General features: G+C 70.3%; 13 protein-coding genes, 1 pseudogene and 1 riboswitch. Of the genes and pseudogenes, 8 read left to right on the top strand and 6 right to left on the bottom strand.

Going from position 1 to position 14743, the window contains the following annotated elements:
- Positions 1-74 precede the first annotated feature (74 nt).
- Positions 75-542, top strand: coding sequence for a ribose-5-phosphate isomerase (locus tag ABFX55_RS23870; RefSeq protein ID WP_346124432.1), 468 nt, complete (start codon positions 75-77; stop codon positions 540-542).
- Between the two features lie 72 nt (positions 543-614).
- Here the strand turns inward: ABFX55_RS23870 and ABFX55_RS23865 are convergent, their stop codons facing one another.
- Both ABFX55_RS23865 and ABFX55_RS23860 read right to left on the bottom strand, forming a co-directional pair.
- The gene (locus ABFX55_RS23865; protein WP_346124430.1) at positions 615-827 is read right to left on the bottom strand and encodes a hypothetical protein; all 213 of its coding nucleotides are present in this window, start codon (positions 825-827) and stop codon (positions 615-617) included.
- 111 nt (positions 828-938) lie between these two features.
- Positions 939-2165 carry a GNAT family N-acetyltransferase gene (locus ABFX55_RS23860; protein WP_346124428.1) on the bottom strand — a complete coding sequence of 409 codons (1227 nt, stop codon included), beginning with the start codon at positions 2163-2165 and terminating at the stop codon, positions 939-941.
- 118 nt (positions 2166-2283) lie between these two features.
- Between ABFX55_RS23860 and ABFX55_RS23855 the strand changes: the two genes are divergently transcribed.
- Together ABFX55_RS23855 and lanKC are read left to right on the top strand one after the other, a co-directional pair.
- On the top strand, positions 2284-3399 hold the full coding sequence (locus ABFX55_RS23855) for a PP2C family protein-serine/threonine phosphatase (RefSeq protein ID WP_346124426.1): 1116 nt from the start codon (positions 2284-2286) through the stop codon (positions 3397-3399).
- A gap of 69 nt (positions 3400-3468) precedes the next feature.
- Positions 3469-5997 (top strand): class III lanthionine synthetase LanKC, encoded by a 2529-nt coding sequence (lanKC, locus tag ABFX55_RS23850; RefSeq protein WP_346124424.1) that lies wholly within the window; start codon positions 3469-3471, stop codon positions 5995-5997.
- A gap of 106 nt (positions 5998-6103) precedes the next feature.
- Here lanKC and ABFX55_RS23845 read toward each other — a convergent pair whose 3' ends face one another.
- Entirely contained in the window at positions 6104-6712 is a 609-nt protein-coding gene (locus ABFX55_RS23845) for a response regulator transcription factor (protein WP_312895545.1), read from the bottom strand.
- Between the two features lie 140 nt (positions 6713-6852).
- Here ABFX55_RS23845 and ABFX55_RS23840 point away from each other — a divergent pair, with 140 nt between their 5' ends.
- Positions 6853-8160, top strand: a complete 1308-nt coding sequence (locus ABFX55_RS23840) for a M50 family metallopeptidase (protein WP_346124423.1) — start codon at positions 6853-6855, stop codon at positions 8158-8160.
- 3 nt (positions 8161-8163) lie between these two features.
- On the opposite strand, the gene ABFX55_RS23835 is transcribed toward ABFX55_RS23840, so the two are convergent.
- Positions 8164-8670, bottom strand: coding sequence for a DinB family protein (locus tag ABFX55_RS23835; protein ID WP_346124421.1), 507 nt, complete (start codon positions 8668-8670; stop codon positions 8164-8166).
- An 11-nt stretch (positions 8671-8681) separates the two neighbouring features.
- Between ABFX55_RS23835 and ABFX55_RS23830 the strand changes: the two genes are divergently transcribed.
- The gene (locus ABFX55_RS23830; protein WP_346124419.1) at positions 8682-9017 is read left to right on the top strand and encodes an MmcQ/YjbR family DNA-binding protein; all 336 of its coding nucleotides are present in this window, start codon (positions 8682-8684) and stop codon (positions 9015-9017) included.
- Positions 9018-9044: 27 nt separating this feature from the next.
- Here the strand turns inward: ABFX55_RS23830 and ABFX55_RS23825 are convergent, their stop codons facing one another.
- Positions 9045-10259 carry a cytochrome P450 family protein gene (locus ABFX55_RS23825; protein ID WP_346124417.1) on the bottom strand — a complete coding sequence of 405 codons (1215 nt, stop codon included), beginning with the start codon at positions 10257-10259 and terminating at the stop codon, positions 9045-9047.
- 337 nt (positions 10260-10596) lie between these two features.
- Here ABFX55_RS23825 and ABFX55_RS23820 point away from each other — a divergent pair, with 337 nt between their 5' ends.
- From ABFX55_RS23820 to ABFX55_RS23810, 3 genes and pseudogenes are all read left to right on the top strand, one after another.
- On the top strand, positions 10597-11022 hold the full coding sequence (locus ABFX55_RS23820; protein ID WP_346124415.1) for a Fur family transcriptional regulator: 426 nt from the start codon (positions 10597-10599) through the stop codon (positions 11020-11022).
- Positions 11023-11044: 22 nt separating this feature from the next.
- Positions 11045-13321, top strand: coding sequence for a catalase/peroxidase HPI (gene katG, locus ABFX55_RS23815; protein ID WP_346124413.1), 2277 nt, complete (start codon positions 11045-11047; stop codon positions 13319-13321).
- Between the two features lie 28 nt (positions 13322-13349).
- Positions 13350-13553: pseudogene (locus ABFX55_RS23810) on the top strand (transposase); the annotation flags it as partial.
- A 59-nt stretch (positions 13554-13612) separates the two neighbouring features.
- On the opposite strand, the gene ABFX55_RS23805 reads toward ABFX55_RS23810, so the two are convergent.
- Positions 13613-14494, bottom strand: a complete 882-nt coding sequence (locus tag ABFX55_RS23805; RefSeq protein WP_346124411.1) for a VldE C-terminal domain-containing protein — start codon at positions 14492-14494, stop codon at positions 13613-13615.
- Between the two features lie 75 nt (positions 14495-14569).
- Positions 14570-14708, bottom strand: a riboswitch (cyclic di-AMP (ydaO/yuaA leader).
- Positions 14709-14743 lie beyond the last annotated feature (35 nt).

The raw sequence follows: 14743 nt of genomic DNA, 5'->3' as shown, positions 1-14743 counted from the left end.
GGAAGGTCAACAGCCTCTTACTCTAGCGTGGGACCGCCGTCGAACGTGCCCAGGGAACCTGAGAGACTGGACGGGTGCGTGTCTACATCGGTGCCGACCATGCCGGCTATGAGCTGAAGAACCACCTTGCCACCTGGTTGAAGGACCACGGGCACGAGGTGACCGACTGCGGTCCGTTCGTCTACGACGCCGAGGACGACTACCCCGCCTTCGTGCTGCGCGCGGCGGAGGGAGTCGCGGGAGACCCGGGCAGCCTCGGCATCGTCATCGGCGGCTCGGGCAACGGCGAGCAGATCGCCGCCAACAAGGTGCGCGGCATCCGCGCCGCCCTGGCCTGGAGCGAGGAGACGGCGCAGCTGGCGCGCGAGCACAACAACGCCAACGTCGTGAGCGTGGGCGCGCGCATGCACACCCAGGAGGAGGCGACCAGGTTCGTCGAGGTCTTCCTCGCCACCGCCTTCTCCGGCGCGGCCCGCCACAGCCGCCGCATCGCGCAGCTGTCGTCCTACGAGACCATCGGCCAGCTGCCCGCGCTGCCGTAGCGCCCTGCCCGCAGCCCTGCCCCCGCCGCTCTGCCTGTCCGCTCCGTCCTCCGCCATGTCGGCCGCCGCGGGTCACGACCTGCGGCGGAAGCCCTTGCGCGGGCTCTCCTCGCGCGAACGGCCCTCCCCTCGAGGGTGCTCCTCCCGCGCCTTCGCCTCACGGCGCGGGCTCTCGTCGCGCAGCGGCCGTCGGTCGGCGGCGTCCTGCTGCTCCTGCGAGGGTTTCGACACGTCTCTCGCCCGCATCGCGGTGATCGCCGTGATCTGCAAGCTCTGCAGTGCCATGCCTTCGACTGTACGCCGTGACGGCGGGAGGCGAAGTCCTGCTGGGCGGCGCGCCCGCGGTGGAGGGGACCACGTGACCGCGGAGGCGCCGGACAGGCCTGCCGTACGGGATCAGAAGACGAGACCCGCCCAAGGGGCGGGCGACCACGACAGAGCGGTGGCGAGCGCGCGCACGGCGCCCGCGCTGTGCTCGGTCAGCAGCCCCGCGGCGTGCTGCGCGTCGAGCGAGCCCCCGCCCAGGTACGCGCCGCCGAGCACGGCCACCGGCAGCGACACGTCGGGCGCCTCGCCGGTCGGCTTGCACGAGGCCGAGGCGGTGTCGGCGGTCAGGCGCCAGCGGCCGGCGTTCCACGGGCACACGTCGTCGGCCACCTCCAGCACCACGTCCACAGGCGCGGAGTAGGCGCGGGAGCTCAGCGCCGCGTCCACCGAGACCAGGCGCACCCACAGCTCGTCGCCCCATGAGGCGTTGAGGTAGCGGACGTCGGTCAGCCACTGCGTGATCGGGTCGTCCACGGGGCGCGTGGCCTTGACCCTGCCGACCAGGTCGCGGTTGAGCAACGACTGCCACAGCAGCGCGTGGGCCGCAGGGTCCGTCGCGTAGAGCTCGCGCAGCAGCAGCTCGCCGTCGGGCTGCCCGTTGTCGCCCCACAGGGACTTGACCCTGAACAGCGCGTAGCCGCGCACCCTGTCGGAGTCCTCGGCCAGCACGCACCGCAGGGCGCCCGCGCCGTCCTGGTCGAACTCCTCGTCGGCCAGGACGGCCGTCCAGAAGTGCTCGTTGCGCCGGTACTGGCCGGGCCGCTCGGCCAGGATCGACTCGTAGACGCTCTCCAGCGTGGCCCTGACCTCGGCGGGCTTGGCCACGGTGATTCTCAGCGCCGGGTCCGAGGGCGCGCCCGCGACGAAGGCCGAGCCGTGCTTGGGGATGCGCAGGGACAGCCCGTCGGAGGCCCTGCCGTAGCCGTACCTGCCGTAGATGACGGCTTCCGAGGCGTAGAGCGCGGCCACGGCCTCGCCGCGCTCGCGCACGTCGGCCAGCTGGCGGCGCATGAGCTGGGAGAGGATGCCGCGGCGGCGGTGGGAGGGAAGGACGCTGACCGCGGTCACACCCGCCACGGGCAGCTGCCCGCCCGGCACGGTCATCGTGAAGCTGTGGATGCCGGTGACCCCGGCGATGACGTCTCCGTCGAGGGCGGCGAGCGTCCTGTCGAACTCGGTGTTGGACTTCCAGCGCTCGGACTGGATCGGGTGGGGCGTCCAGTTGAAGCCCTCGGCGAGCACGCCGCTGAAGGAGGACCACTCGTCTTCCGAGATGGGGCGGATCGGATAGCTCATCCGTCCACGGTAGGAGCGGGCAAAGGGGGAGGGCCACCCAATATCCGTCCCTAATGATCAAGGCGTTGGTCAAGTGGGCTGCCCAAATCGAGGAGAGACCGATACAGTCGAGCGCATCATGAAGTCACGTCCGGCGCCGCTCATCCCGCCACGGCTCCGAGCGCTGCTCGTCAAGGTGCCGGGTTTGGTGCCCGTTGTCAGATTCATGCGGCGAGGGCCGCTGGCCAGAGACCGCAACCTGCTGATCACCCTGGGCGTGCTGACCCTTCTGATCGGCGCGCTGGCGGCGCGGGTGTCCACCGAGTGGTTCTCCCCCTCGCTGCTCATCCTCGTCACCCTCGTCGGCGGGCTGCAGCTGCGGCTGCGCAGCCTCGCGGTCCTGCTCATGTGCGTCCTGGCCTCGCTCGCATACGTTGGAGCGGTCCTCGGGGTCAACAGGATCGGTCTCGGCCTCATGGTCACCATCGGTTTCACCGCGGTCCTGGCCGCGCTCATGGCGCGCACCCGCGGCAAGCTGGGCGTGCAGGGGCTGCGCGGCGACGCGATGCTGCTGGAGCTGCGCGACAGGCTCAAGAGCCAGAGCGAGCTGCCCCAGCTGCCCAAGGACTGGGGCGCCAAGGTCGTGCTCAAGCAGGCGGGCGGCTCCTCCTTCGGCGGCGACTTCCTGGTCTCCATGCGCGACGGCGACCAGGTGGAGCTGGCGCTGGTCGACGTCTCCGGCAAGGGCGTCGACGCGGGCACCAGGGCGCTGCTGCTGTCGGGCACGTTCGGCGGGCTGCTCGGCTCGGTCGACGACTTCCTGCAGGCCTGTAACGCCTACCTCCACCGCCAGCGCGGCGACGAGGGCTTCGTCACCGCCGTCCACCTGCGCCTCGACCTGGCCACGGGCGAGTACACGATCACCTCGGCCGGGCACCCGCCCGTGGTGAAGCTCGACGCGGGCACCGGCAACTGGGAGATCGCCTCGGCCAAGGGAGTGGTCCTCGGCGTGGTGCCCGACCTGCACTGCGAGCCCGACAGCGGAGTGCTGCGCAAGGGCGACGCGCTCCTGCTCTACACCGACGGCCTGATCGAGCAACCGGGCCGCGACATCGACGCGGGGCTCGACAGGCTGCTGGGCGAGGCCGACAGGCTGCTTCCCAAGGGCTTCCGCGACGGAGCCAAAGCCCTGGTCAACTCGATGGCCTCGGGTCACAACGACGACTGCGCGCTCGTGCTCATCTGGCGACCATGACGAATGACACGACCAGATCGTGAGCTGAGTCACTGTCTGGCGGTGGATCAGGCTTGAGATTCTCAAGGCGTGGACAACAGGTATGAGCTCTACTGCCTCGTCGACCCCCTGTTCTACGACTCACCGGTGATCGACGGCGCCGCCGACTTCGTCCACGCCAGCAGGCCCGCGCCCACCGGCTGGGCACGGACCGAGCAGGGTGAGCTGGTGGCCCTGCGCCCCGTCGAGGCGGGGCTGCCCGAGCAGGGCTGGAAGATCCAGGTCTCCGCCCGCCCTGGCGACGCGGCCCTCGTGATGGACACGGTGTGGTCCTACTGCGTGCGGACCGGCCTGGCCTTCACGTTCCTGCGTGGCGAGCACGTCCTCCACCTGCGCAACGCCAAGCACGCGGGCAGGGGCGCGGGCGGCGAGCTCGCCACGCTCTACCCCGTCGACGAGACCAGGCTGGAGCGGGCGCTCACCGACCTCGGCGCGCTGCTCGACGGCCGGCCCTGCCCCTCCCTCCCCGGCGGCCTGCGCATCGGCGGGGGTCCGCTGCACGTCCGCTACGGCGCCTTCGCCGAGCGCCACTGCGCGGGGCCCGACGGCAGGCTCGAACCCGCCATCGCCGACCACGACGGCAGGCTGGTGCCCGAGTGGCACGGCCCGGTGTTCGCCACCCCCGCGTGGGTACGGCTGCCCGCCTTCCTCATGCCTCACCTGAAGGCGGGGCGGGCCGTCGCGCTCGACCGCCTGCCGTACACCGTCGAGGCCGCTCTGCGCCTTACCGGTGGGGGAGGCGTCCACCTGGCGCGCGACGAGCGCACCGGCACGCGGGTGGTCATCAAGGAGGCCAGGCCCCACGCGGGGCTCGACGCCGACGGCGCCGACGCGGTGACCAGACTCGGACGCGAGCGCGAGGCGCTGACCAGGCTCGCGGGCCTCGACGCGGTCCCCGCCCTGCTGGGCGAGCACACCGTCGGCGAGCATCGCTTCCTGGTGCTGGAGCACATCCAGGGCACCCCGCTCGACAGGCTCGGCAGGCAGGGCCGCGGCGCCGCCGACCACACCGCGTGGGCGCTCGAGCTGTGCGCGAAGGTGGAGGCGGCCGTGGCCGCCGTCCACGCGCGCGGACTGGTCTTCGGCGACCTCCACCCCGGCAACGTCATCGTCAGACCCGACGGCGGCGTCGCGCTCGTCGGCTACGAGCGGTGCGTGCCCCTGGACGAGGCGGGCGGCGGCGCCTTCGCCGTCCCCGACGGCGTCACGGGGGCCGACGTCGACCACCACGCCACGGCCCGCCTGCGCCTCGCGCTCTTCCTGCCGGTGACCGAGTTGCTGCGCATCGACAGGTTCAAGGCGGCCGAACTGGCCGACCTCATCCGCGAGTCCTACCCCGTCCCCCGCGCCTTCCTCGACGAGGCGGTGCGCACCATCACCGGGGTACGGCGCGCCAAGAGGGTTCCCGGCGCGCACATCCCCGCCTGGTACTCCGCCACCCTGCCCGACCCCGAGCGCTGGCAGCGGCTGCGCAGGTCGATGACGATGGCGATCCTGTCCTCGGCCACCCCCGAGCGCGACGACAGGCTCTTCCCCGGCGACATCGCCCAGTTCGCCACCGGAGGGCTCAACCTCGCCCACGGCGCGGCCGGCGTGCTGCTCGCCCTCGAGGCCGCGGGCTCAGGCCGCTTCCCCGAGCACGAGCGCTGGCTGCTCGAGCGGGCCATGCGCCCGCCCGAGGGCGCAAGGCTCGGCTTCTACGACGGCCTGCACGGCATCGCCCACGCGCTGGCCCGCCTCGGCAGGCAGGCCGACGCCCTCGACCTGGTGCAGCTCGCCTCCAGACGGCGGTGGGAGTCGCTCGGCCTCGACCTGCACGGTGGGCTGGCAGGCATCGGGCTCAATCTCGCCCACCTGGCCGACCTCACCGGCGAGTCGCAGCTGCTGCTGCGCGCCTACGACGTCGCCGACCTGGTCGCCACGCGGCTGAGCGGCAGGCAGCCCGCTCCCTCGGCCCCTCGCACCGGCCTGATGTACGGCTCGGCGGGCCCGGCCCTGTTCCTGCTGCGCATGCACGAGCGCACGGGCGAGCCGGGCCTGCTCGACCTGGCCGAGGCCGCCCTGCGGCAGGACCTCGGCCGCAGGGCGGCGCAGGGCGACGCCTCGCCACACCTTGACAGGGGAGGCGCGGGCCTGGCCTGGGTGCTGGCCGAATACCTCAGGTGGCGCCACGACGACGACCTCCTGCTCGCGCACGGCGCCCTCGACAGGGCGGCCCGCACGCCGTTCTCCTTCCAGCCGGGCCTGTTCACCGGACGGGCGGGACTGCTCGCCTACCTGGCCAGGGAGCGCGGCGACGATCCCGAGGTCGAGACGCAGCTGCGCGGGCTCGGCTGCCACGCGGTGCGCTACCAGGCCCATCTCGCCTTCCCCGGCGAGCGGCTGCTGCGCCTGTCGATGGACCTGGCCACAGGCACGGCAGGCGTGCTGTTCGCGGTGGCCGCCGCGCTGCACGACGACCCGGTGACGCTGCCGTTCATGCGCTCGTCGGCCGCGGGCGAGCAGCCCCATCTGACACTGCTCGACCAGCAGGGCCTGGGGAGCGAGACTCCCTGCTGACCCCCAAGAGCCCGGGTCCCGGAGGAGCGGCGCGGTTCCACCGGGGCTCGGCCGAGTCAGACCGCCTGCTCGCCGCGAGATCGGCGGGCAGGCGGGCTGGACGGCCCTACAGCCAGCCCGAGTCGCTGGCGATGCGCACCGCGTCGATGCGGTTGCGCGCGCCGGTCTTGCACATGATCCGCGACAGGTGGTTGCGGACCGTGCCGACCGACAGGAACAGCTCGCCGGCGATCTCCGTGGAGCGGGCGCCGCCCGCCGCGACGCGCAGCACGTCGCGCTCGCGCGGCGTCAGCGGGTTGGCGGCCGACTCCAGCGCGGCCAGTGCCAGCTCCGAGTCGACGGCCCTGCCGCCCGCGCCCATCGCCCGCAGGCCCTCGGCCAGGCTTTCGGGCGCCACCTCGAGGCTCATGAAGCCCACCGCGTGCGCCTCGAACGCCCTGCGCACCTGACCGGGGTTGGGCTGGGCGGACAGGATCAGCACTCTGCACCCCGGCGCCGCCTCGCGCAGGCGGGCGGCGGCGTTCAGCCCGCCGAGGTCGGGCAGGTCGAGGTCGATGACGGCGGCGTCGGGCTCGTGCTCCATGGCCGCGACGCCGACCTCCTGGCCGTGGCCGACGTCGGCGACGACCTCGAGATCGGCCTCAGCGGCGAGCGAGGCGACCAGGCCCCGCCGTACCAGCGGCAGGTGCTCGGCGACCAGGATCCGAAGCAACACATCTCCTAGGGTGATCGGGTGACTGCGCACTGTCAACGCAGTCTCCTCACTGGGCAAAGGACACGCAAGCCGTTCCGCATCTGATTGTTCGACTACTCTGGCCTTGTCGGACCTTCACCACTGCCCTGGAGCGCGCACAGATGAGTTGGCTCTACATCGCGGGGATCGTCGTCTTCGTGCTGGGGCTGATGGCCTCCATCGCGCTGCACGAGATCGGCCACCTCGTGCCCGCCAAGCTGTTCGGCGTCAGGGTGACGCAGTACATGGTCGGCTTCGGCGGCACCATGTGGTCCAAGAAGAAGGGCGAGACGGAGTACGGGATCAAGTGGATCCCGTTCGGCGGCTACATCCGGATGATCGGCATGCTGCCGCCCCGTCCAGGCGATGATCCGACCAAGCTGCGGCGTGCCTCCACCGGACCGTTCCAGGGCCTGATCGACACCGCGCGCGACGTGGCGCAGGAGGAGGTGCGGCCGGGCGACGAGGACCGCGTCTTCTATCGCAAGAAGTGGTGGCAGAAGGTCATCATCATGTCCGGCGGCCCGCTGATGAACCTCGTGCTGGCGTTCATCCTGTTCGCCGTCCTGCTGATGGGCTTCGGCCTGCCCACGCCCAAGCCGATCGTCTCGCCGCTGACCGCCACCTGCGTGATCCCGGCCAACCAGCCGGTCCGCGCCTGCAAGCCCACCGACCCGCCCACCCCCGCGGCCAAGGCGGGGATGAAGGTGGGCGACCAGCTCGTCACCTTCAACGGGGCGAAGATCACCTCGTGGGACGACACGACCAAGAAGATCAGGTCGCACGGCGCGGGCCCGGTCAAGATCGGCATCGTCCGCGACGGCAAGCCGATGACGCTCGACGTCACGCTGATCTCCCAGGACCGTCCCGCCATCGACGATCCCAAGCGCATCGAGAAGAACGTCGGCTTCCTCGGCGTCGGCCCCACCGAGGTGTACGAGACCCAGAGCCTGGGCGCCGTCGTGGGCTACATGGGCGATCTGACGGGCCGCGTCGCGCAGTCGATGCTCAACCTGCCGCAGAAGATGGTGGGCGTGTGGAACGCCGCCTTCTCCGGGCACGAGCGCGACAGGGAAGGGCCCGTCGGTGTCGTGGGCGCAGGCAGGATGGGCGGGGAGATCCTCGCCTCCGAGGCGCTGTCCGACCGCGAGAAGATCATGATCTTCCTGAACCTGCTGGCCGGGTTCAACCTGGCGATCGGCATGTTCAACCTGATCCCGCTGCTCCCGCTCGACGGCGGGCACATCGCGGGCGGCCTGTGGGAAGGGCTCAAGCGCGCCTACGCCCGCGTCATGCGCCGCCCCGAGCCGAGCTACGTCGACATCGCCAAGGTGCTCCCGCTGACCTACGCCCTGGCCATGGTCATGATCGTGATGGCAGGCCTGCTCGTCTACGCCGACCTGGTCAACCCGATCAGGCTCTCGGGCTGAGGCTCACTCACCCCTCACCCCGTCGATCCGCTCGCGCAGCAGGTCGGCATGGCCGTTGTGACGGGCGTACTCCTCGATCATGTGCACCATGATCCAGCGCAGCGACACCTCGCTGCCGTGGCGCAGCCCCTTGCCGATCGTGTCGAGGGACAGATCCGCCGACACCTCGCGGGCGTTGGCGACCTCGGTCCGCCAGGCCGCGAACGCCTCCTCGCCGGTCGTCGTGGCGATGGCCTCGAACTGGTCGTCGGGCCTTTCCGCGCTCTTGTAGCGCGGCGGCGCGTCCTGTCCCATCAAAATCGCGCGGAACCAGGCGCGCTCCACGTCGGCCAGGTGCCGCACCAGGCCGAGCAGCGACAGCGTCGACGGCGGCGCGGACCGCTCGCGCAGCTGCTCGTCGCTCAGGCCCGCGCACTTGACCGCGAGCGTCTCGCGGTGCCAGTCGAGCCACGACTCGAGCATCTCTCGCTCACCGGCGATGAAGGGAGGATCGATCCGAGGGTCTGTCATAGCGTGTGATTATGGACCCTCTGGAAGAGCTGCGCCGACTGTGCCTGGCGCAGCCCGAGGCGACCGAGCGGCTCAGCCACGGCGAGCCGACCTGGTTCGTCAAGGGCAGGAAGACCTTCGTGATGTTCGCCGACCACCACCACGACGACAGGCTCGCCTTCTGGTGCGCGGCTGCGCCGGGAACGCAGGAGGCGCTGGTGGCGGAGGATCCCACGCGCTTCTTCCGCCCGCCGTACGTGGGGCACAGGGGGTGGCTCGGGGTCTATCTCGATGTGCGGGTCGACTGGGCGGAGATCGGCGAGCTGGTGGCCGACGCCTACAGGATCGTCAGGTACGGCGCGCCCTGACGCGCCTCTCACGACCCCCGTTCTCCGTCAGCGCAGGAGTACGGGAAGGCTCGCGAGCCGCCACGAGGCGGGCATGAGCTGCCGTTCGAGCTCCTCGGATGCGACGGCGAGGCGCAGCTTCGGGAAGCGTGAGAGGAGCCCGGCGAAGGCGACCTCGCCCTCCTGCCTGGCCAGCGCCGCGCCGAGGCAGTAGTGCAGGCCGTGCCCGAAGCCGACGTGGACCTCGCGCCTGCCGTCCTCCTCGCGGGTGAGGTCGAGCCGGTCGGGGCGCTCGAAGCGGCGGGGGTCGTAGTTGGCCGAGACCAGTACGGCCATCACGGCCTCGCCCCGCTTCACCGTCATGCCGCCGAGCTCCACGTCCTCGGCCGCGTAGCGGACCCTGGTGCCCTGCACCGGCCCGCACCAGCGCATGAGCTCGTGGACGGCGCGCGGCATGAGCTCGGGCCGCGCGCGCAGCATGGCCAGCTGGTCGGGGTGGGTGAGCAGGGCCGCGGTGCCGTTGCCGATCAGGTGGGCGGTGGTCTCGTGTCCTGCGAGGACGAGAGTGAGCACCATCGTGATCAGCTCGGTGTCGGTGAAGCGGTCGCCGTCGTCGTCGTGTGCCCTGATCAGCCCGGTGAGCAGGTCGTCGGCGGGCGCGGCGCGGCGGCGGGGGATCAGGTCGCGGATGTAGTCGACCATGCTGATCACGGGTTCGGCCATGGCGCCCGGTGACAGGGACACCATCTTGGCGCCCCACTCTCGCCACAGCGGGCGGTCGCTCTCGGGGATGCCGACGAGCTCGCAGATGACCGTGATCGGCAGCGGGTAGGCGTACTCCTCGACCAGGTCCACGACGCGGTCGCCCGGCAGCGCGTCGAGCAGCCTGCCGCTGATCTCCTCGACCCTCGGACGCATCTCCATGACGCGCCTGGCGGTGAAGGCCCGCGAGACGAGCCTGCGCAGCCTGAGGTGGTCCTCGCCGTCGAGGTCGAGGATGCCGTCGGTGAGGTAGACGACGTAGTCGTCGGGGATCCCGCGCGCCTTCATGAGCTTCTCGCGCAGGTCGGGGACGTCGGCCCCGCGAATGGAGGCCGGATTGTTGACGAAGCGGTGCTCGCCCAGCACGGTCTTGACGTCCTCGTACCGGGTGACCAGCCAGACGGGTGTGTCCTGACCGGGGAAGCAGGCACGCGCGATCGGCGCCTCCTCCCTGATTCGTGAGAAGCCCCTGAAGGGGTCGGCCATCAGTGCGGGATCCATCAGGTTGACGGTGTCCATCGTCGCCTCTCGTGACCGTAAGGAGGATCTGGTCATCGAGTCAAACGTACGCCCGAGGATTCCGCAGGGCAAGGAGGGCCGTCGGCGCGGCATGGATCGGCGGGCCCCGGTGAGCGGCCTCCCTCAGCGGGGAGGCCGCCGCCTCACGTCCAGTGGCGGAGAGCCATTGTCAAAGTGTCGCCTGCGCTGTCCACGACCGCCTGGCCCACAGCCACCCGCGAGCACCTGCTCGCTCGCACGACCCCTGGCCGCAGCTGCCACCCAGACGGCAGGGCAGGCCGCGTATCTGCTCTTCGAAGGGGGCGGCTATGGTGACCGTATGGCGTCTGACTTCGAGGCGCAGTTGCGAGCCGTCTCGTTGCGCGTGATCCGGCCGCGGTTGGCAGTGCGCGCCGCGCTGCTCGATCACGCGCACGTCGACACCGACACGGTGATCGCCCTGGTATGGGCCGAACCCCCCAGGGTCTCCCTCCAGGCGGTGTACGAAGTGCCGCGTGCGCTGACCAACGCCGGTTCGGAGCGGCGCATCGAGCCCGCCGGTACCGCCCGCTACGAGTCACGGGTGGGGGACGACCACCACCATGTCGTGAGCCGCTCTCGCGGTGCGATCGCGGACGTCGACTGCGCCGTCGGCCACGCCCCCTGTCTCACCGCCTCGGATGACCAGGAATTCGTGGTCGACGAGGCGGAGGTCCTCTCTTGGGGGACCCACCCCGGCGGTGCGACCAGACGCATTGCCCAGTGATCCGGCAATTCGGAGGAAGCAGATGAGCGACACCCAGGACAACGCCCCCTCCAGCGCGCAGGGCGTGGACCAGAAGGCGGCGGCCGGCTTCCCGGTCGCGCATGACTCCGTGACCGCGCATGGCAGCGAGAGCGAGAACCCGGCAATCGACTCGCCGACTCCCAAGACCGGCGGTCGTCCGCGCACGAACCGGGACTGGTGGCCCAACCAGCTCGATCTCTCGGTGTTGCGCGCGCACTCGTCCAAGGGCAACCCACTGGCAGAGGGCTTCAGCTACGCCAAGGAGTTCGAGAAGCTCGACATCGAGGCCCTCAAGCAGGACATCATCGAGGCGCTCACCACCTCGCAGGACTGGTGGCCGGCCGACTTCGGCCACTACGGCGGTCTCATGATCCGGATGAGCTGGCACGCCGCGGGCACCTACCGCATCCACGACGGTCGCGGCGGGGCCGGCGACGGTGCTCAGCGTTTCGCCCCGCTCAACAGCTGGCCCGACAACGCCAACCTCGACAAGGCCCGCCGGCTGCTGTGGCCGGTCAAGCAGAAGTACGGCCAGAAGATCTCGTGGGCCGATCTGCTCGTGCTTGCCGGCAACGTCGCCCTGGAGTCGATGGGTTTCAAGACCTTCGGCTTCGGCTTCGGCCGCGAGGACGTCTGGGAGCCAGAGGAGATTTTGTGGGGTCCGGAGGAGGCCTGGCTCGGTGATGAGCGCTACGCCACCGACACCGAGATGGTGCCGAACTTCGGCGCGACCGAGATGGGTCTCATCTACGTCAACCCGGAGGGTCCCCGCGGCAACGCGGAGCCGGCCGCGGCGGCGCATTTCATCCGCGAGACCTTCCGGCGGATGGCGATGAACGACGAGGAGACGGTGGCTCTCATCGCGGGCGGCCACACGTTCGGCAAGACCCACGGCGCCGGCATCGCGGACGGCCATGTGGGGCCGGAGCCCGAGGGCGCGCCGCTGGAGGCGCAGGGCCTGGGCTGGCTGAGCAGCTACGGCACCGGCAAGGCTGGTGACACGATCACCAGCGGTCTCGAGGTGACGTGGAGCGACCGGCCGACGCAGTGGAGCAACCGTTTCTTCGAGATCCTCTTCGGCTATGAGTGGGAGCTCACCACGAGCCCCGGCGGCGCGAAGCAGTGGGTCGCGAAGGACGCCGAGGCGATCATCCCGGACGCTCACGACCCGTCGAAGAAGCACAGGCCGACGATGCTCACGACCGACCTGGCGCTGCGCGTCGACCCGACGTACCAGAAGATCTCCCTCCGCTTCCTGGAGAACCCCGACGAACTCGCGTTGGCCTTCGCCAAGGCCTGGTACAAGCTGCTGCACCGCGACATGGGTCCGGTCAGCCGCTTCCTCGGACCGTGGGTCGCCGAGCCGCAGCTGTGGCAGGACCCGGTGCCGGCCGTCGACCACGAACTCGTGGGTGACGCCGACGTCGCTTCCCTCAAGGCGAAGGTTCTGGAGTCCGGTCTCACGACCGCTCAGCTGGTCTCCACCGCCTGGGCTTCTGCCGCGAGCTTCCGGTCCACCGACAAGCGCGGCGGCGCCAACGGCGCCAGGCTCCGTCTGCAGCCGCAGCGCAGTTGGGAGGTCAACCAGCCCGAGCAACTCGCGACGGTCCTGGACATTCTCGAGAGCATCCAGCGCGAGTTCAACGAGGCCGGCGGCGCGAAGATCTCGCTCGCCGACCTGATCGTGCTGGCCGGCTCAGCCGCCGTCGAGAAGGCAGCAGGCGAGGCCGGCGTGGCAGTGACGGTGCCGTTCCGCCCGGGCCGCACCGACGCCACTCAGGAGCAGACCGACGTGGAGTCCTTCCGGGTCCTTGAGCCGCAGGCCGACGGTTTCCGCAACTACCTGCGTTCCGGCGAGAAGATGCAACCGGAGGTGCTGCTGGTCGATCGTGCCTACATGCTCAACCTGACCCCGCCGGAAATGACCGTCCTTATCGGCGGCCTGCGTTCCCTCGGAGCCAACTTCGGCGGTACCCAGCACGGCGTCCTCACCGACCGGCCCGGCGTGCTCACCAACGACTTCTTCACCAACCTGCTCTCCCCGGGCGCCCGGTGGAAGGCGTCGGACTCCGAGGAGGATGTGTACGAGATCCGCGACGTGGCCACCGATGAGGTGAAGTGGACCGCCACCGCGGTCGACCTCATCTTCGGCTCCAACTCGCAGCTACGAGCCCTTGCGGAGGTCTATGCCAGCCAGGACGCCCGCGACAAGTTCGTGACCGACTTCGTTGCAGCCTGGACCAAGGTCATGGAACTCGACCGGTTCGACCTCGCCTGACCCGTCTCCACCCCACGAGCCCGAGCCGGCGATTCCGAAGCCGCGCTCGGGCTCCTACTTCCCGCACTGGCTGTGGGAACGGCGTCGCCGGGCCGAACCAGCGCTGATCAGCATGGAGGCCACCAGCTACTTGCTGGCAGTCTCCACGCGGCGGGCGGACAAGCCGGTCGAGCAACTCGGCATCGAGCACATCTCCAAGAGCCAGGTCTCGGAGATGGCCAAGGTGCTCGACGGGCCTGCGCCACCTGGTGGCCGGCGGGCTAAATCGGCCAGAACCAGCTCAAGCACCCTTCACTGCATGGAGATGTGCACGTGGTCGTAGTGGTTGGCGGTGGTGCTGCCCCTGTCGGACATCGAGCGCCAGCCGCTGCCGCTGTTGATGCGCTGTCGCCAGATGACGTACTTCACGCCGAGCCGGCTCTGGTTCTTCAGCGCCCAGGCCGCGATCTGGTCGCCGAGCGCCTGGTTGGCGCCGGTGGGGGAGCTGCCTCCCGAGCTCATCATGAAGTCGCAGGCACGACCCAGCGGGTGCTCTCCGCTGTTGTCGACCCGGTAACACCCCACCTCGTACGGCAGGCTGAAGGCCTTCTTGATCTCGTCGCGCATGAGCCGCGTGCGGGGGGTGATGTTGTCGGTCCCCGACGGCAGCTCAGGCGCCCAGCTGCCGTCGGACTTGCGGCCGGGGCCGGTCGGAACGAGGTTCTGGAGCTTCTTCTCGATGTCGTCGATCATGCCCTCCGCCTCCTTCCGATCGTCGGCGACCTGGTCGGCCTGCTCGTCGATCTGGGTGGCAAGGGCCGTGGCCTCGGTGGCGGCCTTCTTCCTTTCGTCGCGGGCGGCTGCGACGTTCTTCACGACGGCGTCCTGCTCGACGCTCAACTGCTCCAGCAGCGCGGCGCTGTTCAGGTCGGGGGAGTACACCAGGGCGGGCAGATTGGGGGTGTTGGCCTGGTAGCGCATCTCGGTGATCTGCGAGGCGACGTTCTCGGCCTTGGCGAGCGTCTGCTCGGCGGCGGCCAGACGCTCCTTGGCCGCCGCGGCGGCCTTCTCCGCCTCGGCCAGCGCGACCCGCTTGGCGTTGTATCTCTCGATGAGCTTGTCGACCTTGGTGTTGAGCTTCTTCAGCTCGGCCCTCAGTTGCTTCTCCGACGGCTTGGGGGCAGCCGAGGACACGGAGGCGGAGCCGAGAACGAGGGAAAGCGCGGCAATGGCACCGCAGGCGAAACGAGACGTGGGGGACGCCACGAATGATCCTCTCCGTCTGCCGACCGGGTTAGCTGACGGGTTCGGGCGGGAGATGTGGCCCTACCACGGAACGTGGATTCACCCCAGGTGCATGGGTCCCCGGCTCCCGGGCGACTTGCCCGGGATTAGGCGTGCAACGGCTGTGAAAGCCGATGTCAGAGGGATATTAGTAGTAAA

The organism is Nonomuraea roseola (genome assembly GCF_039535395.1).
Lineage (GTDB): Bacteria > Actinomycetota > Actinomycetes > Streptosporangiales > Streptosporangiaceae > Nonomuraea > Nonomuraea roseola.
Note: the sequence above shows the minus strand (reverse complement) of the source record. Positions and strands in the feature narration are given on the sequence as shown.